The following is a 21,467-nucleotide window of genomic DNA, read 5'->3' on the forward strand; positions in this document are numbered from 1 at the left end:
GCCGACCACGGTCAGGCGGCGCCGAGCACTACGACGGAGTTGTTGCCGCCCATGCCGAGGGAGAGCTTCAGGGTGACGCCGCCCTCGAACGGCGCCGGGCCGTCCAGCAACCGTGGATGCGCGGGCGCGACGATCGGGGCCGCGGGCACGATGCCGCGCTCGTAGCCGAGCGCGGCCGCCGCCACCTCGACGGCGGCCGCCGCGCTCTGACAGTGGCCCACCAGCGGCTTCAGCGCGTAGATGTGCGGAGGGCCTGCGAACAGGTGCTCGATCAGATGATGCTCGGCCACATCGCACTGCCTGGTTCCGGTGCCGTGCGCGTTGAAATAACGCACGTCCGTGGCGGCGATTTCCGCATCGGTGAGCGCGCGGTGAGCGCAGTCGAGGATCTGCTCGTGCGTCGGGTCGACCGAGACCACGTGATAGGCGTCGTTGGACATCGCGCCGCCGAGGACCGCGGCGTAGGGCCGGTCCGCCGAACGGGTCAGCACGAACGCCACCGACGCCTCCCCCATGCTGAACCCGCGGCTGCCCTGCTGGAAGGGGCGGCACGCGTCCAGCGGTTCGGCGTCGGTGACCGCGGCGCCGAGCCGGACGAAGCTCTCCACCATGTCCGGGGTGGCGGACAGGTCGGTCGCCACGAAAAGCACGTCGTCGGCCATGCCCGCGTCCAGCCAGAGCTTCGCGGTGATCAGCGCGACGTTGGCGGAACTGCACGCGGCGGACACGTTCATGGCCGGACCGTGGAAGCCGAACTCCTGCATCAGCATCGAGACCGGGGTGGACGGCAACAGCCGCAGGTAGTCCCTCGACCGGCGGTTGCCCCCGTCGACGAGGTAGAAGTCACGCCAGTCCGCCACGTCGCCGAGCACGATGGCGTGCAGCAGACCGACCGTGCGGCCGGGCCGCCAGCCCCGCTCGCGGGCGTCGGCGACGGCCTCCCGCGCCGCCTCGTGCACGGCCCGGCCGTAACGGCTCGTGCTCAGCTCGGGATCGCCGCCGTCGGGCACCAGCGAAACCCAGGCGTCCTCGTCCCGGCCGGGCCCGTAGCCGGGCAGCAGGGCGGCGGCCGACTTGCCGCTGAGCAACCCGTTCCACAGTCGTTCACGGCCCCACCCGTAGCCGGTGATCGCGCCGATCCCGGCGATGGTCATAGGATCTCGATGCCTCGGCGGAGTTGGGAACCGCGCGGCGGTGTTCGGGTCGGCACCCGGCATGTCTCGCTCCTTCGCCGGCTGCCCGGGGACGCTCGAGCGGTTCGCCCCTTCTCGACTCGGCAACCGGTATCTGCCATGATCGCCGGACCCCGGCCGAGAACGTGCCAGTACTGTGATCGAAGCAATACCGTGGACGATGTGATCTTGTACACGTCGATACCAGAATGATCCCGTGTTCCAATGGCCATAATCGGGTCGATGATCGGGGGTTCGAGTGGGTGACGACAAGCTGGCCGCCGCGGTCGACGCCGCCGAACAGCTGGCCGCGCGCTACCGCTCCCTGGTCGAACACACCCCGGACGGAATCTGTGTGCACGAGCGCGGCCGGGTCGTCTACGTCAACCCGGCGACCGTCCGCCTGCTCGCCGCGGAGAACGCCGAGGAGATCGTCGGCCGCCCGCTCACCGACTTCGTCCACCCCGCGTCCGTCCCCTCGATGCTAGACCGCATCAGCACCCTCACCACCGCGGGCGCGGCCTCGATCCCCACCGAGATGACGCTGATGCGGGTGGACGGCGGCACCGTCCCCGTGGAGACGGTGTCGGTGCTGACCGCCTGGCACGACCGCCTCGCCTACCAGGTGGTGATCCACGACCTCACCGCTCAGCGCCACGCCGAGGCCGCGCAGCGCAGAGCCGAGCACTACTTCACCACGGTCGTCTCCCAGTTGGAGGAGGGCGTCGTGGTGATCGATCCGGAGGGCCGCATCGAATCGATGAACCCGGCGGCCAAACGCATCTTCGGCACCGAGGGACCCGACCGCCAGGTGATCGGGCGCACCATCCAGTCGCTGCCGCTGGTGCTGCTGGACGCGAACGCCCAGCTGCTGCCGCCGGGCCGCCATCCCGTGGCGCGCACGCTCGCCACGGGCGAGACCATCACCGGCTACGTCTTCGGCGTCGACCGGGTGGACGGTCAGCGCCGCTGGCTGTCGGGCAGCAGCCGCCTGCTCAACCCCGGCGACCCGCGCTCCTCGGCCGTGTCCTCCTTCGCCGATATCACCGAATTCCGTGCCAGCAGGCGGCAATTGGAGTATCAGGCCACGCACGACTCGCTCACCGGGCTGGCCAACCGCTCGCTGATCCTTTCCCAGCTGGCCGCCGCGCTGGCCAGCACCGACGAACTGCTGCCGGTGTCCACCGTGCTGTTCATCGACCTGGACGGGTTCAAGGCGATCAACGACACCCTCGGGCACGCCATCGGCGACACGGTGCTGCAGATCGTCGCCCAGCGGTTGCAGCGCGCGCTGCGCGGCGACGACATCGTCGGCAGGCTCGGCGGTGACGAGTTCCTGGTGCTGCTGTCCGGCCGCACCCGCCGCGTCGACATCGAAGCGCTGGTGAGCAGATTGCGTTCCACCATGGCCGAGCCGATCATCGCGCGCGGGCACCGGATCGAGGTGAACGCCTCGATCGGCGTCACCGAACTCGAGGTGGGCGATCGGCGCAGCCCGGAAGCCGTGCTGCACGACGCGGACCTGGCGATGTACCGCGCGAAGCCGCCGGGGCGACGCGAAGGCACCGTCACCAAGGGCCGCAGGCCGAACAGCACCCACGCCTCCTGACGCGCATGATCATCGAACACGCCCTGCTGCCGGTTCGCCCCGAGCGTGCGGCCGATTTCGAGGCCGCTTTCGCCGCGGCGCGGCCGATCATCGCGAGCATGCCCGGCTTCCGGTCGCTGTCGCTGTCGCGCGGTGTGGAGTCGCCGGGCAGCTACCTGCTCCGGGTGGAATGGGACGGGCTCGACGATCACGTCGTCGGATTCCGCGGCTCGCCGGAATATCAGCGCTGGAAGGACCTGCTACACCACTTCTACGACCCGTTCCCGGTGGTCGAGCATTTCACACCGGTACCGCTCACCCCGGACGACGACCCGGGCCCCGCTTCGCGGCCAGGGCACTCACCTGCGGTTACGGCGAGCCCGCAGCCGCCCCGGTAGACTCGACAACTCTGCTTTCCGCGCGTTCACCTGCCCGGCCGGGGTAGCGTGCGCGCGCCTGTTCGCGGTGACAAGGAGTTCAGTTTGCCCGACCTCACTCAGGACCGTGCCGCTCACGACGGCACCCCCGAGCGGACCCGCGAGACCGACCGGGAACAGGCGTACCTGTCGGTGCTGTACGAGCGGCTGGACGAGATGCGCGACTACGCGCGCAACCGGTTGCGCACGGTGCTGCTGGAGACCGGGGGCACCCCGCAGGCGCGCAGCGAACGAGAGTCCTTCAGCCAGCTCTACACCGAGGACCTGGCGAAATACGATGCCGCCGAGCACGGCCTGTGTTTCGGCCGCATCGACCTCGACGGAGAGCAGGAGGAGTACCGCTACATCGGCAGGCTCGGCATCCTCGACGAGAAGGACGACTACGAGAGCCTGCTGCTGGACTGGCGCGCTCCGCTGGCGCGTCCGTTCTACCTGGCCACCACCGCGGCGCCGGACGGTGTGACCCGGCGCAGGCACATCCGCTCGCGCAATCGCAAGGTCACCGCGATCAACGACGAGTACCTCGATCTGGAGGCCGCGCGCAGGGCCGGCGTCACCGACGCCGACGGCGGTGTCGGCAGTGAGAGCGCGCTGCTGTCCGCGCTCAACGCCGCACGCACCGGTCACATGAACGACATCGTCGAGACCATCCAGCACGAGCAGGACGCGATCATCCGCTCCGAGCACAAGAGCGTGCTCGTCGTGCAGGGCGGGCCGGGCACCGGCAAGACCGCCGTCGCGCTGCATCGCGCGGCGTATCTGCTCTACACCTACCGTCAGCAGCTGGCCAAGAGCGGCGTGCTGATCATCGGGCCGAACGCCACCTTCCTGGACTACATCGGGCAGGTGCTGCCGTCGCTCGGCGAGACCGGCGTGCTGCTGTCCACCGTCGGCGATCTGTACCCGGGCGTGCGCGCGGCCCGCGAGGACTCACTGCGCGCCGGCGAGATCAAGGGCTCGCTGACCATCCTGGAGGTGCTCAAGCAGGCGGTGCGCGACCGTCAGGAAGTGCCCGCCGAACCCGTCCGGCTCAGCTTCGACGGCTATCCGGTCACGCTGGATCGCAAGATCGCCACCAAGGCCCGCGGCCGCGCCCGGTCCTCGCGCCGCCCGCACAACCTGGCCCGGCCGATCTTCGCCGCCTCGGTGATCGACGCGCTGACCGATCAACTGGCCGAGACCATGGGCTCCGATCTCTCCGGCGGCCCCAGCCTGCTCAGCTCGGCCGACCTCACCGAGATCCGCGACGAGATGCGGGCCGATCCGCAGATCCAGGCCGCCATCGCGAAACTCTGGCCGATCCTGTCCCCGCAGGACGTGCTGGCCGACCTGCTCGCCGACCCGAAGCGGCTGGACCGGGCCGCGAGCTCGCTGGATCCGGCCGACCGCGCCGAACTGTCGCGACCGGACGACGGGCGGTTCAGCGCCGCGGACGCGCCGCTGCTGGACGAGCTGGCCGAGCTGCTGGGCGTGGACGACACCGAGGAACGCGAGCGCGCCCGTCGCCGCTGGCGCGCCCGGATCGCCGAGGCGCAGGACGCCCTCGACATCCTCACCGGCTCCGCCCCGCAGGATCTCGAGGACGATCTCGATCCCGAGATCCTCATGGCCTACGACCTGATCGACGCGAGCCAGTTGGCCGAACGGCAGGACACCCGTTCCCGCCAGACGACCGCGGAGCGCGCCGCGGGCGATCGCACCTGGACCTACGGTCACGTGATCGTGGACGAGGCGCAGGAGCTGTCGGAGATGGCGTGGCGCATGGTGATGCGGCGCATCCCGAACCGGTGGGTCACCGTGGTCGGGGACGTCGCCCAGACCGGCGACCCGGCGGGCGCGTCCTCGTGGCAGCGGATGCTGGAGCCCTACGTCGCGTCCCGGTGGAAGTTGACCGAGCTCACCGTCAACTACCGCACCCCCGCGGAGATCATGGACGTCGCGGCCGACGTCCTTGCCGCCATCGATCCGGACGCGACCGCGCCGCGTTCGGTCCGCGAGACCGGCGTCGCGCCGCGTGCGTACCGGGTCGCGCCCGACGAGGTGCACGCGGAGGTGGCCCGGCTGGTTGCCACCGAGACGGGGCCGGGCACCACGGCGGTGATCGCGCCGCAGGCGCTGGTGGCGGAGTTGGCCGATCTCGCGGGCGAGTCGGTGCGGGTACTGACCGTGCACGAGGTGAAGGGCTTGGAGTTCGACGCGGTCTACCTGGTGGAACCGCAGGACATCCTCGGCGAATCGCCCCGCGGGCTCAACGATCTGTACGTCGCGCTGACGCGCGCCACCCAGCGGCTCGGCGTGGTGCACGGTGCGGACCTGCCCGGCGTGCTCGCCCGGCTGCGCTGATCGGCGCCCGGACCTCGGAACGAGAAAGGCTCCGCGCCACATCGCGATTCGCGATGGACACGGAGCCTTTCGATCGTCGCGAGACTCAGCGCACGGTGTGCACGATCAGCACGTCGGAGCGGGACTTGCGCGCCACGTCGGAGGGCACCGAGCCGAGCAGCCGCCCGGCCAGGGTGTTCAGGCCTCGGTTACCGACGACCAACAGGTCGGCGTCGACCTCCTTCATCAGCGCGAGCAGCGATTCCACCGGCTCGCCGACGATCGCGCGCTCGACGATGTCGGCCGCACCCGCCGCGATCGCCTTATCGCGGGCGACGCGCAGGATCTCGTTGGTCGGCGCGGAACCGCGTACCTGGTAGGCCTCTTCCTTCAGCACATCGGCCGCGGCCGCGACATCGCGGTCGTCGGTCGGGTAGTACGCGCAGGCGATGACCAGGGTCGCGCCGGACACACCGGCCAGGGCCCCTGCCTTCTCGACGGCGACATACGACGAGTCCGAGCCATCGGTACCGACGACAATGGTCCGGTAGGCGGTCATTCTCTCCTCCAACTATGCGGTGGGTCAGGTGCCGCGCACGGGTTCGTCTCGGTACGACCGGGACGCCGGCGCGGCGACTGGGCTCGACCATAGCGGCAAACCGGGCGGAAATATCAGAAATCGCAAGACATCACACTCGGGGTGTTCGGCCATTCCCGCCGCGGATTCGCCAGGGAATGCCGGAAGGGCCTGAGCAACCAGGGCAGACTCAATTCCGGGGAACTAAACCTGTGAGGTGCCACAACCGCGTCGAACCGTTTTGCGGCCCTGGGATATTCATCACAGAGCCAGGTCCGTCACATGAAGACCAGCCTGTCCGGCACATGAATCACGCGTCGGGAACAGGCCGATGGGAACCGGACTACCGTGCCGCCAGGGCCCACTGCCGATAGTTTGCCCAGAATATGCCAAGAATCGCTCCTATGCGGTCCATGGCTTCCTCTTCCTGCGCTGAAAACGATGCGCAATATTAGCGCGCAGGGAGCGGGACTAGAGGTCGAAAAGGGGGCCGGTGATGGTCAATCCGAGGTCGTCGACGTGTGCGAAGAACGCGAACAACATCAGGGCGGCGCCCGCCAGAGCCACGTCCTTGCTGAACTGGATCAGCTCGGTCTGCTTGGTCTCCTCGTCGGTCTCCTGCCAGAACCGGTGCATCACGACGGCGGTGGGCAGCAGCGCGAGAACGAGCAGCAGTGCACCGAGGTCGGCCCAGACACCCAGCAGCACGCTCAGGCCGCCGAGGGCGAACAGCAGGCCCGAGCCGAGCACGGCGGCCTTCGCCATCGGAACTCCCTTGCTCTGGGCGTACCCGGCCATCGCCTCGGTCCGGGCGAAGTGCCCGAGGGCGGAAGTCAGGAACAGCACCGCGAACAACACTCGTCCGATCAACACCACGACGTCCATGTCCGGCTCCTCGTCGGCAGTCCGGCAACTAATCCCGCGTCCGTACGACCTTTGCGGTGACCTCGTTGCGGAAGCGTAGCGAATTCTTGGCGTATTCGAGGGGGGCCATACCCACTTCCGTGGTGAACTCACGCGAGAAGTGCGCCTGGTCGAAATAACCGAGTTCCGCGGCCAACGCCGCGAGATCTCCGGTACGGCCCTTCGCCAGCAGATCGGCGCCGTCCTGCAACCGGTAGCGCCGCAGCACCCATTTCGGACCCACACCGACGTACCGGCGGAACATGCGCTGCAATGTACGGGCGGGCACATCGAATCGCTCGGCGATCTGATCGACCCTGGTCAGCTCCTGGTCGGTGGCCATGGCGTCGACGATGCGCAGCACTAAGTGATACGTAGGGTCCGCCACGACGGGATGATCCGCGAGGTAGTTCTCGACGACAAGGCGGCGCCGCTCGGCGGTCGGCGCGTCGAACACCTGCTCGGTCAGGCTCGCGGCGTCGGGCAGCACGTCGCCGATGGGCACGGCGCGGTCGCGGAACGAGCCGACGTCGAGGCCGGTGAACGCGCCGAACCCGCCCGCGCGGAAACGGATCCCGAACGTCTCTCCCTGCCCGCTGAGTTCACGAATGAATTTCGTGGTGACCACGCCATTGACGAATCCGCCGGTGCGCGTCTCGGATCGCTCGAAGGTGAGGTTCACGCTCGGGTAGGACAGCACCTCGGCTCGGTACGGCGGCCTGCCGCGCAGATCCCACTGCACCGCCCAGTACCACTCGATGTAGCGGTCCACCGTCGGGCTCGGCGGCAAGCGGAGCAGGGAGCGATGCTTCGCCTGCTCATCCGGGTGCAGGATTCCCTTGGTGTCGGTGGGCGCGGCGGGGTTGCGGGCCTGCGGCGGCTCGGCGGCGGATTCGGCACTAGGCGGCACGGTGTCGCTTTCTTACAAGACCCACCGGCCGCGACCGGCGAAAGTGGTGGGCATGACGAACACAGTGAATCCCATCGCCGACGGCTACCACTCGATCACCTGTTTTCTCGCGGTCGGCGATGGCAACAAAGCGATCGATTTCTACACCGCCGTCTTCGAGGCCGAGGTGATCACTCGCAACGACCTGCCCGATGGTCAGCCGGCGCACGCGGAACTGAAGATCGGCGATTCGACCCTGCAGATGGGGATGCCCATTCCCGACAACGGCGTCTTGGCGCCGAACGGCGAGTGGGTGCACACCTCGATCGTGCACTACTGCCCGGACGTCGACGCGGTCGTGCGGCGCGCCGTCGAACACGGCGCCCGCAGCGTCGAGGAGCCGCAGACCTTTGTCACCGGCGATCGGTTCGCCGTGGTCATCGATCCCTTCGGCCACCGCTGGGCGGTGCTCACCAAGGTCGAGGACGTCTCGCGCGAAGAGGCCGAGCGCCGGGTGAACGAATGGATGGCCACCCAGTCCTGACGGCTCGGCCGCCTCCGCGGTTGTCCGGCGAACGGCCCGCGGAGGCAGCGCCGCTGCGATCCGGGTCAACTCAATCCGGCGGCGTCCATGCCGCGCAGTTCCTTCTTCAGATCCGCGATCTCGTCGCGCAGACGTCCGGCGAGCTCGAACTGCAACTCTCGCGCGGCATTCATCATCTGTGCCGTCAGTTCTTTGACGAGATCGGCGAGTTCGGCGCGCGGCATCGACTTGACGTCGCGGCCCTCGTACACGCCCGCGCTCACCGCTCGTCCGGGCTCGCCTTGCGCACGCCTGCCGCGGCTGGCATTGCGGCCGGAGCCGCCGACCTCCACCTCGGTCTCGTCGGCCTCGCGGTACACCTGGTCGAGGATGTCGGCGATCTTCTTGCGCAGCGGCTGCGGATCGATGCCCATCTCCTCGTTGTAGGCGATCTGCTTCGCGCGGCGGCGCTCGGTCTCGTCGATGGCGAACTGCATGGAGTCGGTGATCTTGTCCGCGTACATGTGCACTTCGCCGGAAACGTTGCGCGCCGCGCGGCCGATCGTCTGGATCAGCGCGGTGGTGCTGCGCAGGAATCCTTCCTTGTCGGCGTCGAGAATCGCCACCAGCGACACCTCGGGCAGGTCCAGGCCCTCGCGCAGCAGGTTGATGCCCACGAGCACGTCGTATTCGCCGAGTCGCAGCTGCCGCAGCAGCTCGACCCGGCGCAAGGTGTCGATCTCGGAGTGCAGGTAGCGCACCCGGACCCCCAGCCCGAGCAGGTAATCGGTGAGATCCTCGGCCATCTTCTTCGTGAGCGTGGTGACCAGGACGCGCTCGTCGCGCTCGGTGCGTTGCCTGATCTCGTGGATCAGATCGTCGATCTGGCCCTTCGTCGGCTTCACCACGACCTTGGGGTCGACCAAGCCGGTCGGCCGGATGACCTGCTCGACCACCTCACCGCCGGTCTGCCCGAGCTCGTAGGGGCCGGGGGTGGCCGACAGGTAGACCGTCTGCCCGATCCGATCGGCGAACTCCTCCCAGGTCAGCGGCCGGTTGTCCACCGCGGACGGCAGCCGGAAGCCGTATTCCACCAGATTGCGCTTGCGCGACATGTCGCCTTCGTACATACCGCCGATCTGCGGAACGGTGTTGTGCGACTCGTCGATGACGAGCAGGAAGTCCTCCGGGAAGTAGTCCAGCAGCGTCGCGGGCGCCGAACCGGCCGGGCGGCCGTCGATGTGACGCGAGTAGTTCTCGATGCCGGAGCAGAACCCGACCTGACGGATCATCTCCAGGTCGTACTGGGTGCGCATGCGCAGCCGCTGCGCCTCGAGCAATTTGCCCTGGCGTTCCAGCTCGGCGAGCCGATCCTCGAGTTCGGCCTCGATGTCGCGCACCGCGCGCTCCATCCGATCCGGCCCGGCCACGTAGTGGGTGGCGGGGAAGATCCGCAGCATGTCCACCTGGCGGACCACGTCACCGGTGAGCGGGTGCAGGTAGTACAGCGCTTCTATCTCGTCACCGAAGAACTCGATGCGGACGGCCAGCTCCTCGTAGGACGGGATGATCTCCACGGTGTCGCCGCGCACCCGGAACGAGCCGCGGGTGAACGCCATGTCGTTGCGGGTGTACTGCACGTCGACCAGCAGCCGCAGCAGCGCGTCCCGGTCGATCTCGGTGCCGACCTGCAGCTGGACCGAGCGATCGAGATACGACTGCGGCGTGCCGAGGCCGTAGATGCACGACACCGAGGCGACCACCACCACATCGCGCCGGGACAGCAGGCTGGAGGTCGCCGAATGGCGCAGCCGCTCGACATCGTCGTTGATCGAGCTGTCCTTCTCGATGTAGGTGTCGGTCTGCGCGATGTACGCCTCGGGTTGGTAGTAGTCGTAGTAGGAGACGAAGTACTCGACGGCGTTGTGCGGCAGCATCTCGCGCAGTTCGTTGGCCAGCTGGGCGGCGAGCGTCTTGTTCGGCGCCATCACCAGCGCAGGCCGCTGCAACCGCTCGATCAGCCAGGCTGTGGTGGCCGACTTTCCGGTACCGGTGGCGCCGAGCAGCACCACGTCGCGCTCCCCCGCTTTGATCCTGCGCTCCAATTCGGCGATCGCGGCGGGCTGGTCTCCCGCAGGCTGGTGCTCGCTGACCACCTCGAACCGGCCGCCGACGCGCTCGATCTCGCCGACGGGGCGGAACTCCGAGTGCGCGAGCGGCTGCTCGGCCGCCCTGTCCTCGAAGCCCTCCGCCGGAATCTCGGTTGCGAATGCCATGCTCACCAGCGTAGGCCCACCCACCGACAGCTTTCCCGGGGTGCCGGGCGGGCCCGATTCCGGCGACTTCAGGGGACCGAACCCATCATGTGAAGCCGGTCACACTCGGAGTGGAAGGCAATCTACCGGCCGCCGGGCGCGAGGGCCGGGGATGAGTCCGCGTCTGCCTGGAAACCGTGGCGCCACCCCGAAACGAAGCGATACGCGACTGCGCGGCGTGGGTACATCGATTTCGAGTCCTACCAACCATTTTCGACGAAACGCCGCGGGGATACCCCCGATCACTCACGGTGACAGAGGGTTACCGGAAGCAGACGCCCGGCCGCCGGCGCGCCGGCGGCCTCACAGCCGCGCCGAGGCCGCTCGGCGCGTTCGGTTACATGTCCGAAATGTCCGTTGTCACAATAAGTTTCGTGTTCGAGGACAGCTTATCTCGAACCGCGCGGCGGCCCCCCGCCAGGTGTAACCTGATCTGGTTGTTCGGACGTGAGGACAAGAGCCATGAGCGGTCTGATTCCATTGCTCGTCGCCGTGCCGGCCATGACCGGCCTCGCCGGGTACGTCGCCAGAGACATCCGCGCGGTGGTTCCCTCCGTCGGCGGTGCCGCCGCGGCCGCCCCACCGGGGCCACTCGCCGCGGCCACCCCGCCGCCGCACCGGCCCAGGGTGGAATTCTTCAATCTGGCCGAACTCACCAATACCGACGCCAAGGGCTTCGTCCGCCCCGTCGAGCGTTTCCACGTCGAGCCGTGGGGCCTGTACATGGCGCGTCCGGTCGCCGGACCGGATTCGCACTACCTCGAATCCTGGTTGCTGCCGGGACTCTCGTTGCGCGCGACGCTGACGCGGACCAACCCGGCACACCATCGCGAACGCGTCTACCGCCTCGACATCGGGGAGTTCACCCGAGTCGGCCCGAAGCGCTGGAAGGCCGTCGACCACTACCTCGACATCGCCGTGCGCCCGCGCCACACCGCGGAACTCCTCGGGGTCGACGAGCTGCTGGCCGCGCATGCCGCCGGGCTGGTCGACACGGCACAGGCGCACCGAGCGTTCGAGCGGGCCACGGCGGTGCTGGACGGGCTGGCCGCGCACGATCATTGCGTGGAGGAGTGGCTGGCCACCCACGGCATCACGCTCACCTGGATGTAGCCCGCCGATCACTCCATCGACTCGACGGGTCGAGAGCGACGGTAGATTCTTGATGCATGACGCAGGCACCTATCGTCGACGTGCACCGCCCGAAGGTCGAGTACTTCAACATCGCGGATCTGACGAACACGGATCCGAAAGGGTTCGTGCGCCCGGTCGAGAAGTACCGCGTCGAGCCGTGGGGCCTGTACATGGCGCGCACGTCGGACCATCCGCAGTTCCATTACATCGAGTCCTGGCTGCTACCGAAGCTGCATCTGCGCGCGACGGTCTTCCACTACCTCCCGGCGCATCGGCGCGACCAGGACTACTACCTCGACGTCGGTGATTTCACGGCGGTCGCCCCGAAGAAGTGGAAGGCCGTCGATCACTATCTCGATATCATCGTGCGCTCCTCGCGCGAGACCCAGCTGCTCGACGTCGACGAGCTGATCGCCGCGCACGCGGCCGGGCTGATCACCCTCGCCGACGCCGAGGCCGCCGTGCAGCACGCGACCGCCGCCATCGACGGCATCGCCGCCAACGGCCACACCTTCGAGGGCTGGCTGGAGACCATGGACATCACCTTGACCTGGCTCTAGCCCCCTGCGGGCCGCTGCCCGCCGGTTCGGACGCTCGTCGGGGCCTAGGGCGCCGACGTGTCCCGCCAAGCAAGAGCCCTGGCATAGGCGGCGTCGAACCACGGTTCCTTGACGCCGAGGTAGGCGGCGGTCGCCTCGGCGCCCGTCAGCCCCGCCGCCTCGGCTTCGCCCTCGCGCTTGACTGCGAGGTACTCCGCGCGCGCCTCGTCGTCCGCGCGCAGCCAATCCCGCAGCAGCAGCGCGTACTGCTGCCCGGGTGATCCCTCGGCGCGCACGTGCACGTTGGCCAACCGCCCCGGGTCGGCGTTCTGGTGGAAACGTTTGGTCCACAGCGCGGTTTCGACGCCCGCGGGGTCCTGCGGTGTCGGCTTGGGATTGTCCTGGGTGGTCTCCGGCCGCACCGGGAATCCGGCCGCACCGAGGGCTTCGCGCAGGCCGTCGGCGGCGGCCAGATCAGCGACCGTGATCTGTAGATCGATCACGTCCTTGGCGGGCAACCCCGGTACCGAGGTGGACCCGATGTGGTCGATGCGCGACGCGGCGCTGCCGCAGGCCACCCACAGCCGGGCGATCAGCCGCTGCGCCTGCGCGGGCCAGGCCGGATCGGCAGGCACGAGCCGGATGCCGTCGCGGCGGGCGGGTGTCCCGGCACGCAGGTTCCGTTCGAACGGCACCAAACGCTCGGCCCACAGCCTGCGCACTTCGCCCTCGACCTTCCCGGGCGCGCCACTGTTGTCCAGCAACACATCGGCAACGGCTCGGCGCTGTTCGTCGGTGGCCTGCGCCGAGATACGCGCCCGCGCATCGGATTCGGCGACGCCACGGAATTCCACGAGGCGGCGAATACGTGTTTCGGCGTCGACGTCGACGATGAGCACGAGATTCATCAGCGGCGCGAGGCCGTTTTCCACCAGAAGCGGAATATCCTGCACCACAATGGCGTCCGCGGGCGCGGCCCCGATCAATTCCGCGGTGCGCTTTCCCACGAGCGGGTGGGTGATCGAATTCAGTTTCGCGCGCGCCGCGTCGTCACCGAAGGCCTTGGCCGCCAGGGCAGGCCGGTCGAGGCTGCCGTCCGCGGCGAGAATGTCGGCGCCGAACGCCTCGACCAGAGCGGCCAGCCCCTCGGTGCCCGGTTCGACCACCTCCCGGGCGATCAGGTCGGAGTCGATGACCACCGCGCCCAGGTCGGCGAGTGCCCGAGCCACCGTCGACTTCCCCGCGCCCATGCCTCCGGTGAGGCCGATTCGTAACATTCGACCAGTCTCGCATCCGGCCCGCGCGCGGCCATCCGCCGCCCCGATCGGGTACCGACCCGCGGGAACGGAGGATCCGGTCGATTACCCGATGGGCTCGCGCATTCCACCACCGGTGACGCCATTTGCCCGATCCGTGACTGCGCCGAGACCGATTCGCAACAATTCCGGATGTTTAGGGTTCGCCCGCGGCGACTTTCCGACACGCCGAGGCAATTACTCGGGCAAAATACTCTGCCCCGCAGTTTCGTTCCGCTAATCTTCGCCGTGGCGATCCAGGCCGACACCAGCGAAGCAAAGGAACACCATTGGGCACCAGAATCAACCAGACGGGTCGCCACCGCCTGGGCATGGCGGGGCGAGTGCACTGCATTCACATCCCTGCTGTCGCGGCGGCGCTCGCCGAGCACCGCCGCTCTTGGTTCACCGCGTTCATCAGTCCCGCGCGGCACAGTTTCGCTGCCATGCGGAACCGTCCGGCCGCACCCGCGGTCCGGTGGGTACCTGCTACCGCAAGCTGAACCCGAGTTCGAAGTGGCCCAGCCTCTCGCCAAGGCTGGGCCACTGTTTTGCGTTGCCCGGAGCACGGTCGGGAACGGAGCACGGTCGGGAATTGAAGCAGAGCACCGTTCGTCGGCCTTCGAAATATCACCGAAAAATCCATGACCGAGCGATGAGCACGCGGGGTACCGCCACGGCGGCCGGACTACGCGGGAACTCGATTCCATTTCGGACGGCAATCGCCGCGGCGAGATAGTTCCCGCACCCCCAGGACGATTTTCTCGCTAATCGCGGTACCGCGCGAAAGACCGCGAAACAGCGGCATCCCCGTTCGCCATTTCGATGTGCCATGTTTCGCATACCGTATACGAGCACGAGCTGCCGAGTCGTCGGGAAGCCCGGCATACACCGATGACGGCAAATTTCTGGACACGTCCACCGATCTGAGCTCATTTCCTCACCACTCGGCGGCCGGACGCCGGGACTCTTCTCCTCCAGTGACCGCCCAGCGGCGCTGGTACCGACCACCGCCATGGTCGCCCGCGGCCTCGGCATCCTCGCGCTGTCGCGCCTGTCACCGATCGATGGATACCTGGAGCTACTGCCAGGCATGCCGGCGGCCGGATTCGGCATGGGCTTGGCGTTCGTATCGATCACCATCGCCGCTGTCGGCGAACCCACGAGGACATCACCGGTCTGGCCTCCGGACTGGTGACCACCACCCAACAACTCGGCGGCGCTTTCGGACTGGGGTTGCTCAGCACCCTCGCGATCCACCGGAGTACCGCGTCGCCGGCGTCGGGGACGCCCGTCGAGGCCGCCCTCACTCAGGGTTTCCGGCTCGCGTTCGAAGCCGGCTCGGCGATTCTCGCCCTGGCGGCGCTGCTCGTCGGAGTCGGCATCACAGCCGGAGCCGGTAGCGCCCCGGCGCCGACTCGGTGACTCCGCGCCCTCGAGGCGCCGAATGTTCGCCCGAGGGCGGAAAGACCGACGACGAGGCATCCACGGGAAGCCTCGTCGAAGGTGCGCCACCGGTGCGAATCTCGGATCACGCCACCGTCGAGTGCAGCTGACGAGGAGGATTCGGCAGACCCAAGGCGGTGTTGAGCCGGTAGGCCCCGCCCAGGCCGTGGAAGATCGCCATGCTCAGACCGCCCAGGCCGATCCCCACAGCACCGGCCCACGGATGACTCGACAGGTCGGCCCAGGACGCGATCATCGCCGTCAGCAGCAGCCCGAGGAATCCGGCCACGGCGTTGCGGACCGGCGCGTTACCCGTCACGTTCGGGAACTCCTCCCCCATCATGCCTTTCACGAAGTGCGGAACGGCGTTCACCCCGAGGATCCCGGCGACCAGCGACAGGGCGACGGTGGACCACATCGGAACCACCTCACTTTCCAGTTCAGTCAACATTTGTAGACCGAAACCTACCCGCCGCGCGACTATCGAGTCAACAGACGTAGACTGAATTCATGGATTCGAGCCCCACGCGCGCTCAGCAACGCCGGAACACCGAGAACCGGATCCTGGCGGCAGCGGGCCGGCTGTTCGCGGAGGCCGGATACGACCGGACGACCATCCGTGCCGTCGCGATGGAGGCGGACACCGATCCCAGCCTGGTGATGCGCTATTTCGGGTCCAAGGAGAATCTGTTCGCGCGCGTCGCGGTCTTCGCCGACGACCACCCGATCACCGGTACGCCGGAGCAGGTGGCCGAACTCCTGCTCGACGCGCTCGCCATCAAACTCGCCGACCGGCCGGTCAACACCCTGGCGGCGATCCGTTCGATGCTCACCGTCCCGGAGGCCGCCGACGAGGTGCGCGCGGCCATGACCGCACGCCAGCGCGAAGCGGCGGGGCAGCTCGCCGACGACGAGGCGGACCTGCGCGCCGGTTTGCTCGGAGCCCTGACCATCGGTGTGGTGATCGGCCGCCACCTGCTCGAACTCGACGGGCTGCGCGACGCGCCGCCGCAACGGATCATCGCTTTGCTGCGGAACGCTTTTCACGACATCGCACATGGCCCCGTCGAGCCGGAGTCGCTCGCGACGGCACCGCAGGTCCGCTAGGTCACCGGCGCTCTTGGAGAGCCGCTTCGGAGGCTCCGCGGACCCGCCTGCACCCTCGGGTTCACTTAAAGCCCGAGCGAGCGGACCAGGTCGCGCATTTCGGCGCGGAAAAGCTTTGCCGGGTCCTGGGATTGCGGACGTAGATGGCCGTACACCTCGAGCGCGATCGGTCCGTGCATCCGGCCCCACATACGCAGCGCGAGGGCGAGTGCATCGGGAGGCAACTCCGGAAAGCCGGCGCGAACATGCGCGGCCAGATCCGGGTCGAAGTCCGACCACGCGCAGTCGTCGGCGGCCTGTGTCACCGCGGCGTGGGGCCACGCGGCCGCCGCGAGACCGACCAGGCCGGTGCAGGCCCGCAATTCCGCCGCGGCGGCGGGTCCGCCCGGCGGCGGCCGATAGCCGGCGACCGGATCCCCGTAGATGAGCCGGAATTCGGCGGGCCGCTGCACCGCCCACGCGCGCACGGCCTCGGCCCAAGCCATGATGCGCCCGGCCGGATCCTCCACCGCCACGGCATCGCGCGCCGCTTCGAGCCGGTCGACCAGGGCGGTGTAGACGTCCGAGATGAGAGTGGAGATCAGGTCGTCGCGGGTGGCGAAGTAGCCGTAGATCGCGCCCGCCGTCATGCCCATCTCACGGGCGATGGCGCGCAACGAGATCGCGTCCGGCCCGCCCTCGGCGAGCAGCCGCATGGCGATCGTCTCGATGTCCTCCAGCGTCTGGGCGCGCAGGCGCTCCCGGCGACTTCTCACGATCTCGGCCACGGTTGACACCCTACAGCGTTCGGCTACTATCTGCCGTATCCAAACTGAACGGCGTGTAGTAAATGAACAATGTTGAGGAGTCTTCATGGATATCGGGGTTTTCGGGGCTACCGGCGTCATCGGTTCCCGCGTCGTCACCGAAGCAGTGCGGCGGGGGCATCGGGTCACCGCCTTCACGCGCGACGCGGCGCGCTTCCCGGCCCGCCGCGGGGAGGAGACGTGGGCGGTGGCCGATTGGCTGGACGCAGGCAGCATCGCGGACGCCATCGCCGGCCTCGACGTAGTTGTGAGCGCGGTGAACGCCGGGCGCGGCATCGCCGACACCATTACCTCGGCCGACAACTTCGTGGTGGGCGCGCGGGCGATGGTCGCCGCGCTGGACCGGCAGCCCCGCGTCCGGCTGATCGCCGTGGGCGGGGCGGGCAGCTTGGAGGTCACGCCGGGCACGCAATTGCTGGACACCGGTGCGCAATTCACTCGCACCCTCACCGAAGTCCTCGACGTGCCCGCGGAGTACGCCCAGGTGGTACGCGCGCTACGCGACGCCTTGAACATCTACCGGCTGTCCAACCGCAAGTGGACCTACCTGAGCCCCTCCTCGGGGCGGATCAATCCCGGCGAGCGCACCGGCCGCTTCCGGATCGGCGGTGATCAGCTCTTGGTCGGAGGCCCGGACATCTCCGCCGAAGACGTGGCCGTCGCGATCCTCGACGAAGCCGAGCTGCCGCGTTTCGTGCAGCGCCGCTTCACCGTCGGCTACTGAGCGGACGGACCGTACGCCGTTTCTGTCGGACCCCTACGGCACAATAGACAGTGTCGGACGTCGATCTGGTTGCCACGCAATGTAATCCGCAACCCGAGAGATAGGGGCACCCATGCCCGACGTCCAAGCTTCGACGCCCGACCCACGCGCCTTGGACCACGAGGAACTCGTGGCCTTCGCGGCCGAGATCGAGCGGCACCGGTCTCTGCTGCGCCACGCCGCGGAGGATTATCGGTGGCGCGTGGCCCAGCGGATCGAGCACTTGGACCCGTCGGACCAAGAGCCGTTCCTGCGGCAGGCGGAGCAATTCGTCGAGTCGCTGATGATCGACCCGATCCGGCACAGCACGCTGGATCTGGATGCCTACCGAGCCATCCGCGACGGCGTACCCGTGCGATTCGACGCCGAACGCCGGGCCTACGTATTGCGTCGTCCGGAGGGGGATCCGCTGGTGATCCGCCCCGGATTGCCGGAGCATCGGCTGGGCGTCATCGCCCGGCTGGCCTCACTCGGTTTGCGGCTGGAGCAAATTCAGGTCGTCGCGCTCACCACAGCGCAGATGGTCGCGCCACAGGAGGCGGCGCGGCGGCCCGCCCACGCGCCACAGGTCAAACGCGGCACCACGAAACCCTCGCGCCGCGAAAACGTCTGAAGACGCAGCGGAAACGACTGTGCCCCAACCGGATTCCGGTTGGGGCACAGTCGTTCGGACTATTGCCTATCAGGCGTTGCCGGACAGCTTCTCACGCAGAGCCGCCAGCTGGGCGTCGCTCGCCAGCGAACCGCCGGCGGACTCGGCCTGGTTGGCGGAAGACTGCGAACCGCTCTCGGAGGAGTAGTTCGACGCGCCGCTGCCGTTCGCGGCCTCGGCCGCGGCGTCGGCCGCCATCTTCTCCATCTGCGCGGTGTGCATCTTGTGGCGACGCTCCGCCTCGGCGTAGCGGCCTTCCCACTCTTCGCGCTGCTTGTCGAAGCCCTCGAGCCACTCGTTGGTGTCGGGATCGAAGCCCTCGGGGAAGATGTAGTTGCCCTGCTCGTCGTAGCTGTCGGCCATGCCGTACTTCGACGGGTCGAACTCGGCGTGGTAGTCCTCGTTGGCCTGCTTGAGGCTCAGCGAGATCCGGCGACGCTCCAGGTCGATGTCGATGACCTTGACCATCGCGTCGTCGCCGACGGCCACGACCTGGTCCGGCACCTCGACGTGGCGCTCGGCCAGCTCGGAGATGTGCACCAGGCCCTCGATGCCCTCCTCGACGCGGACGAACGCGCCGAACGGAACGAGCTTGGTGACCTTGCCCGGCACGATCTGGCCGATCGCGTGGGTGCGGGCGAACTGACGCCACGGGTCTTCCTGGGTCGCCTTGAGCGACAGCGAGACGCGCTCGCGGTCCAGATCGACGTCGAGCACCTCGACGGTGACCTCGTTGCCGACCTCGACGACCTCGGACGGGTGGTCGATGTGCTTCCAGGACAGCTCGGAGACGTGCACCAGACCGTCCACGCCGCCCAGGTCGACGAAGGCGCCGAAGTTGACGATCGAGGAGACCACACCCTTGCGGACCTGGCCCTTCTGCAGCTGGTGCAGGAACTCGCTGCGGACCTCGGACTGGGTCTGCTCCAGCCAGGCGCGGCGGGACAGCACGACGTTGTTGCGGTTCTTGTCCAGCTCGATGATCTTGGCCTCGATCTCCTTGCCGACGTACGGCTGGAGATCGCGGACCCGGCGCATCTCGACCAGCGACGCGGGCAGGAAGCCGCGCAGGCCGATGTCGAGGATCAGGCCGCCCTTGACGACCTCGATGACGGTGCCCTTGACGGCCTCGTCCTTCTCCTTGAGCTCCTCGATGGTGCCCCACGCACGCTCGTACTGCGCCCGCTTCTTCGACAGGATCAGGCGGCCTTCCTTGTCCTCCTTCGTGAGAACAAGGGCCTCGACCTCATCACCCACGGAAACGACCTCATTGGGGTCGACGTCGTGCTTGATGGAGAGTTCGCGAGAGGGGATGACGCCTTCGGTCTTGTAACCGATGTCGAGCAGGACCTCGTCGCGATCGACCTTGACGATGGTTCCTTCGACGATGTCGCCGTCGTTGAAGTACTTGATCGTGGCGTCGATGGCGGCGAGGAAATCCTCGGCGGAGCCGATGTCGTTGACGGCTACCTGCGGCGAGGTGACGGTGGTGGGCATATGTCGGTTTGCTCCGGACGGATTGTGGTCGGTTGCGGACATTGGAACTTTCGGTACGCTGCGATCTCACCGCGAGGTGTGAAGACGGACACTTAGGAACGTACCGCACGCGACGCGCGTGAAACTCAGCACGGGTTGAACTTCGGTACGGTTGTACGGAAGACACTCGCGCGTTCAGCGTACGCGACCTCGGTCCGGGCGGGCAAACCGTCGGGTCGCCACGCCGATAGTCTGATCGGCGTGTCGGAAGATCGCCATGCGCAAGCAAACGCACTGCTCGGAACCACGGGCATCGCGCGGACCCGGATCGGATCGGCGGCCAGCAAGCTGGCCAGCCGGCGGTGGTGGGACGCCGACGCCGCCCAATACCACGAGACGCACGCGGAGTTCCTCGGCGTGGACTCCCCCGGCGGCGAGTTCGTGTGGTGCCCGGAGGGCCTGCACGAGGGCGATATGCGATTCCTCGGCGACGTCACCGGCAAGCTGGTGCTGGAGATCGGCTGCGGCTCGGCCCCGTGCGCTCGCTGGCTGGCCGGGCAGGGCGCGCGGCCGGTCGGGCTCGACCTGTCGCGGGGCATGCTGGAGCGGGGCCTGGCGGTGATGGCACGCGGCGGACCTCGCGTGCCGCTGGTGCAGGCGGACGCCGAGGCTCTTCCGTTCGCGGACGCGTCGTTCGATCTGGCCTGCTCGGCGTTCGGCGCCGTGCCGTTCGTCGCCGACTCCGCGCTGGTGATGCGGGAGGTCGGGCGGGTGCTGCGGCCGGGCGGGCGCTGGGTCTTCTCGGTGAACCACCCGATGCGCTGGATCTTCCCGGACGATCCCGGTCCGGCGGGCCTGACCGCCACCATCCCGTACTTCGACCGCACCCCTTACGTGGAGGTCGACGGCGACGACGTGCCCACCTACGTCGAGCACCACCGGACGATCGGCGACCGGGTCCGGGAGATCGTCGCGGCGGGACTGGTGGTGGAGGACATCGTCGAGCCGGAATGGCCGGAATGGCTCGATCGGGAATGGGGACAGTGGAGCCCGCTGCGCGGCGAGCTGTTCCCCGGTACGGCGATCTTCGTCACGAGGAAGCCCGGACGGTGAGGCGGCGGTCGTCGACCAGCTCGAGGATGGAGACCTCGTGGCTGACCAGCAGCATCTGCGTCCTCGGCAGGTCGATGAGCTGGTGCAAACCGTCCCGGAAGGCCTCGGCCTCCGCCGCGGTGTCGAAGTCGAGTTCGACGATCACCCGGTTGGGGTTGTGCGTGAATCGCGCCACGCGGCAGTTGCGGGCTCCCGCCTCCGCGAAGTACTGCTCGAGACCGTCGAACGCCGGCTTCCACGTGTCGTAGTCGCGCACGGTGTCGTCGATGTGCACAATCGTGGTCATCATTGCCCCTTTCGGAGAGTGCCCCTTTCGGTGATTGCCGCCCCTTTCGGTGATTGCCCCTTTCGGTGCGGACAGCAGGACAGTCGCTGACACCTAGCCAGTCTTCGCGCCATGGGGCCGGGGC

Annotated in this window: 21 protein-coding genes and 1 pseudogene; 12 read left to right on the forward strand and 10 right to left on the reverse strand. The window is 68.2% G+C overall.

From position 1 onward, the window contains the following. Positions 1–11: 11 nt before the first annotated feature. On the reverse strand, positions 12–1,154 hold the full coding sequence (locus tag ACGF7Y_RS26910) for a beta-ketoacyl synthase N-terminal-like domain-containing protein (protein WP_393238099.1): 1,143 nt from the start codon (positions 1,152–1,154) through the stop codon (positions 12–14). A gap of 277 nt (positions 1,155–1,431) precedes the next feature. Between ACGF7Y_RS26910 and ACGF7Y_RS26915 the strand changes: the two genes are divergently transcribed. The 3 genes and pseudogenes from ACGF7Y_RS26915 (at position 1,432) to ACGF7Y_RS26925 (ending at position 5,540) form a co-directional block, all read left to right on the forward strand. Further along, entirely contained in the window at positions 1,432–2,781 is a 1,350-nt protein-coding gene (locus ACGF7Y_RS26915; protein WP_393238102.1) for a diguanylate cyclase domain-containing protein, read from the forward strand. Between the two features lie 5 nt (positions 2,782–2,786). Continuing rightward, positions 2,787–3,071, forward strand: a pseudogene (locus tag ACGF7Y_RS26920) (antibiotic biosynthesis monooxygenase family protein); the annotation flags it as partial. 171 nt (positions 3,072–3,242) lie between these two features. Further along, positions 3,243–5,540 carry a HelD family protein gene (locus ACGF7Y_RS26925; RefSeq protein WP_393238104.1) on the forward strand — a complete coding sequence of 766 codons (2,298 nt, stop codon included), beginning with the start codon at positions 3,243–3,245 and terminating at the stop codon, positions 5,538–5,540. 85 nt (positions 5,541–5,625) lie between these two features. Here ACGF7Y_RS26925 and ACGF7Y_RS26930 read toward each other — a convergent pair whose 3' ends face one another. The 3 genes from ACGF7Y_RS26930 to ACGF7Y_RS26940 all read right to left on the reverse strand — a co-directional run bounded on the left by ACGF7Y_RS26930 (position 5,626) and on the right by ACGF7Y_RS26940 (position 7,909). Continuing rightward, complete coding sequence (locus ACGF7Y_RS26930) at positions 5,626–6,078, reverse strand: universal stress protein (protein WP_391471447.1); 453 nt, start codon at positions 6,076–6,078, stop codon at positions 5,626–5,628. A 489-nt stretch (positions 6,079–6,567) separates the two neighbouring features. Next, positions 6,568–6,981, reverse strand: coding sequence for a DoxX family protein (locus ACGF7Y_RS26935; RefSeq protein WP_393238107.1), 414 nt, complete (start codon positions 6,979–6,981; stop codon positions 6,568–6,570). A 28-nt stretch (positions 6,982–7,009) separates the two neighbouring features. Further along, positions 7,010–7,909 carry a DUF6597 domain-containing transcriptional factor gene (locus ACGF7Y_RS26940; protein ID WP_393238110.1) on the reverse strand — a complete coding sequence of 300 codons (900 nt, stop codon included), beginning with the start codon at positions 7,907–7,909 and terminating at the stop codon, positions 7,010–7,012. Between the two features lie 52 nt (positions 7,910–7,961). On the opposite strand from ACGF7Y_RS26940, the gene ACGF7Y_RS26945 reads away from it, so the two are divergent. Further along, entirely contained in the window at positions 7,962–8,432 is a 471-nt protein-coding gene (locus tag ACGF7Y_RS26945) for a VOC family protein (protein WP_040866102.1), read from the forward strand. A gap of 65 nt (positions 8,433–8,497) precedes the next feature. On the opposite strand, the gene uvrB is transcribed toward ACGF7Y_RS26945, so the two are convergent. After that, a complete protein-coding gene (gene uvrB / locus ACGF7Y_RS26950; RefSeq protein ID WP_393238112.1) occupies positions 8,498–10,687 on the reverse strand; it encodes an excinuclease ABC subunit UvrB in 2,190 nt (729 codons plus the stop codon). Positions 10,688–11,188: 501 nt separating this feature from the next. Between uvrB and ACGF7Y_RS26955 the strand changes: the two genes are divergently transcribed. Together ACGF7Y_RS26955 and ACGF7Y_RS26960 are read left to right on the forward strand one after the other, a co-directional pair. Next, entirely contained in the window at positions 11,189–11,839 is a 651-nt protein-coding gene (locus ACGF7Y_RS26955) for a DUF402 domain-containing protein (RefSeq protein WP_393238114.1), read from the forward strand. 56 nt (positions 11,840–11,895) lie between these two features. After that, positions 11,896–12,420: a DUF402 domain-containing protein gene (locus ACGF7Y_RS26960; protein WP_393238116.1), complete on the forward strand. Its 525-nt coding sequence runs from the start codon at positions 11,896–11,898 to the stop codon at positions 12,418–12,420. 44 nt (positions 12,421–12,464) lie between these two features. Here the strand turns inward: ACGF7Y_RS26960 and coaE are convergent, their stop codons facing one another. After that, the gene (coaE, locus tag ACGF7Y_RS26965; protein WP_393238119.1) at positions 12,465–13,676 is read right to left on the reverse strand and encodes a dephospho-CoA kinase; all 1,212 of its coding nucleotides are present in this window, start codon (positions 13,674–13,676) and stop codon (positions 12,465–12,467) included. Positions 13,677–14,709: 1,033 nt separating this feature from the next. On the opposite strand from coaE, the gene ACGF7Y_RS26970 reads away from it, so the two are divergent. Together ACGF7Y_RS26970 and ACGF7Y_RS26975 are read left to right on the forward strand one after the other, a co-directional pair. Further along, on the forward strand, positions 14,710–14,892 hold the full coding sequence (locus ACGF7Y_RS26970; protein WP_393238122.1) for a hypothetical protein: 183 nt from the start codon (positions 14,710–14,712) through the stop codon (positions 14,890–14,892). Next, positions 14,889–15,119, forward strand: a complete 231-nt coding sequence (locus ACGF7Y_RS26975) for a hypothetical protein (protein WP_393238125.1) — start codon at positions 14,889–14,891, stop codon at positions 15,117–15,119. The genes ACGF7Y_RS26970 and ACGF7Y_RS26975 overlap by 4 nt, the downstream gene beginning before the upstream one ends. Positions 15,120–15,225: 106 nt before the next feature. Here the strand turns inward: ACGF7Y_RS26975 and ACGF7Y_RS26980 are convergent, their stop codons facing one another. Beyond that, the gene (locus ACGF7Y_RS26980; RefSeq protein WP_393238128.1) at positions 15,226–15,591 is read right to left on the reverse strand and encodes a hypothetical protein; all 366 of its coding nucleotides are present in this window, start codon (positions 15,589–15,591) and stop codon (positions 15,226–15,228) included. A 59-nt stretch (positions 15,592–15,650) separates the two neighbouring features. Here ACGF7Y_RS26980 and ACGF7Y_RS26985 point away from each other — a divergent pair, with 59 nt between their 5' ends. Beyond that, positions 15,651–16,247: a TetR/AcrR family transcriptional regulator gene (locus ACGF7Y_RS26985; RefSeq protein ID WP_393238130.1), complete on the forward strand. Its 597-nt coding sequence runs from the start codon at positions 15,651–15,653 to the stop codon at positions 16,245–16,247. A gap of 65 nt (positions 16,248–16,312) precedes the next feature. On the opposite strand, the gene ACGF7Y_RS26990 is transcribed toward ACGF7Y_RS26985, so the two are convergent. Further along, on the reverse strand, positions 16,313–17,014 hold the full coding sequence (locus ACGF7Y_RS26990) for a TetR/AcrR family transcriptional regulator (RefSeq protein ID WP_393238132.1): 702 nt from the start codon (positions 17,012–17,014) through the stop codon (positions 16,313–16,315). A gap of 85 nt (positions 17,015–17,099) precedes the next feature. Here ACGF7Y_RS26990 and ACGF7Y_RS26995 point away from each other — a divergent pair, with 85 nt between their 5' ends. Beyond that, positions 17,100–17,777, forward strand: coding sequence for an NAD(P)-dependent oxidoreductase (locus ACGF7Y_RS26995; protein WP_393238135.1), 678 nt, complete (start codon positions 17,100–17,102; stop codon positions 17,775–17,777). Between the two features lie 112 nt (positions 17,778–17,889). After that, on the forward strand, positions 17,890–18,429 hold the full coding sequence (locus ACGF7Y_RS27000) for a hypothetical protein (protein WP_393238138.1): 540 nt from the start codon (positions 17,890–17,892) through the stop codon (positions 18,427–18,429). A 69-nt stretch (positions 18,430–18,498) separates the two neighbouring features. Here the strand turns inward: ACGF7Y_RS27000 and rpsA are convergent, their stop codons facing one another. Continuing rightward, positions 18,499–19,965: a 30S ribosomal protein S1 gene (rpsA, locus tag ACGF7Y_RS27005; RefSeq protein WP_393238141.1), complete on the reverse strand. Its 1,467-nt coding sequence runs from the start codon at positions 19,963–19,965 to the stop codon at positions 18,499–18,501. 240 nt (positions 19,966–20,205) lie between these two features. Between rpsA and ACGF7Y_RS27010 the strand changes: the two genes are divergently transcribed. Beyond that, positions 20,206–21,057, forward strand: coding sequence for a class I SAM-dependent methyltransferase (locus ACGF7Y_RS27010; protein ID WP_063050503.1), 852 nt, complete (start codon positions 20,206–20,208; stop codon positions 21,055–21,057). Here the strand turns inward: ACGF7Y_RS27010 and ACGF7Y_RS27015 are convergent. Beyond that, positions 21,035–21,343, reverse strand: a complete 309-nt coding sequence (locus ACGF7Y_RS27015) for a hypothetical protein (protein ID WP_393238144.1) — start codon at positions 21,341–21,343, stop codon at positions 21,035–21,037. The two genes, ACGF7Y_RS27010 and ACGF7Y_RS27015, sit on opposite strands and share 23 nt — an antisense overlap. Positions 21,344–21,467 lie beyond the last annotated feature (124 nt).

The sequence above is a fragment of the Nocardia sp. NPDC047654 genome (assembly GCF_043205035.1).
GTDB lineage: Bacteria > Actinomycetota > Actinomycetes > Mycobacteriales > Mycobacteriaceae > Nocardia.

Excerpts from the sequence above, each read along its gene's own strand:
- ACGF7Y_RS26910 (WP_393238099.1), bottom strand. The coding sequence starts at position 1,154 with ATGACCATCGCCGGGATCGGCGCGATCACCGGCTACGGGTGGGGCCGT.
- ACGF7Y_RS26930 (WP_391471447.1), bottom strand. The coding sequence starts at position 6,078 with ATGACCGCCTACCGGACCATTGTCGTCGGTACCGATGGCTCGGACTCG.
- ACGF7Y_RS26935 (WP_393238107.1), bottom strand. The coding sequence starts at position 6,981 with ATGGACGTCGTGGTGTTGATCGGACGAGTGTTGTTCGCGGTGCTGTTC.
- ACGF7Y_RS26945 (WP_040866102.1), top strand. The coding sequence starts at position 7,962 with ATGACGAACACAGTGAATCCCATCGCCGACGGCTACCACTCGATCACC.
- uvrB (WP_393238112.1), bottom strand. The coding sequence starts at position 10,687 with ATGGCATTCGCAACCGAGATTCCGGCGGAGGGCTTCGAGGACAGGGCG.
- ACGF7Y_RS26955 (WP_393238114.1), top strand. The coding sequence starts at position 11,189 with ATGAGCGGTCTGATTCCATTGCTCGTCGCCGTGCCGGCCATGACCGGC.
- ACGF7Y_RS26960 (WP_393238116.1), top strand. The coding sequence starts at position 11,896 with ATGACGCAGGCACCTATCGTCGACGTGCACCGCCCGAAGGTCGAGTAC.
- coaE (WP_393238119.1), bottom strand. The coding sequence starts at position 13,676 with ATGTTACGAATCGGCCTCACCGGAGGCATGGGCGCGGGGAAGTCGACG.
- ACGF7Y_RS26970 (WP_393238122.1), top strand. The coding sequence starts at position 14,710 with ATGGTCGCCCGCGGCCTCGGCATCCTCGCGCTGTCGCGCCTGTCACCG.
- ACGF7Y_RS26980 (WP_393238128.1), bottom strand. The coding sequence starts at position 15,591 with ATGTTGACTGAACTGGAAAGTGAGGTGGTTCCGATGTGGTCCACCGTC.
- ACGF7Y_RS26985 (WP_393238130.1), top strand. The coding sequence starts at position 15,651 with ATGGATTCGAGCCCCACGCGCGCTCAGCAACGCCGGAACACCGAGAAC.
- ACGF7Y_RS26995 (WP_393238135.1), top strand. The coding sequence starts at position 17,100 with ATGGATATCGGGGTTTTCGGGGCTACCGGCGTCATCGGTTCCCGCGTC.
- ACGF7Y_RS27000 (WP_393238138.1), top strand. The coding sequence starts at position 17,890 with ATGCCCGACGTCCAAGCTTCGACGCCCGACCCACGCGCCTTGGACCAC.
- rpsA (WP_393238141.1), bottom strand. The coding sequence starts at position 19,965 with ATGCCCACCACCGTCACCTCGCCGCAGGTAGCCGTCAACGACATCGGC.
- ACGF7Y_RS27015 (WP_393238144.1), bottom strand. The coding sequence starts at position 21,343 with ATGACCACGATTGTGCACATCGACGACACCGTGCGCGACTACGACACG.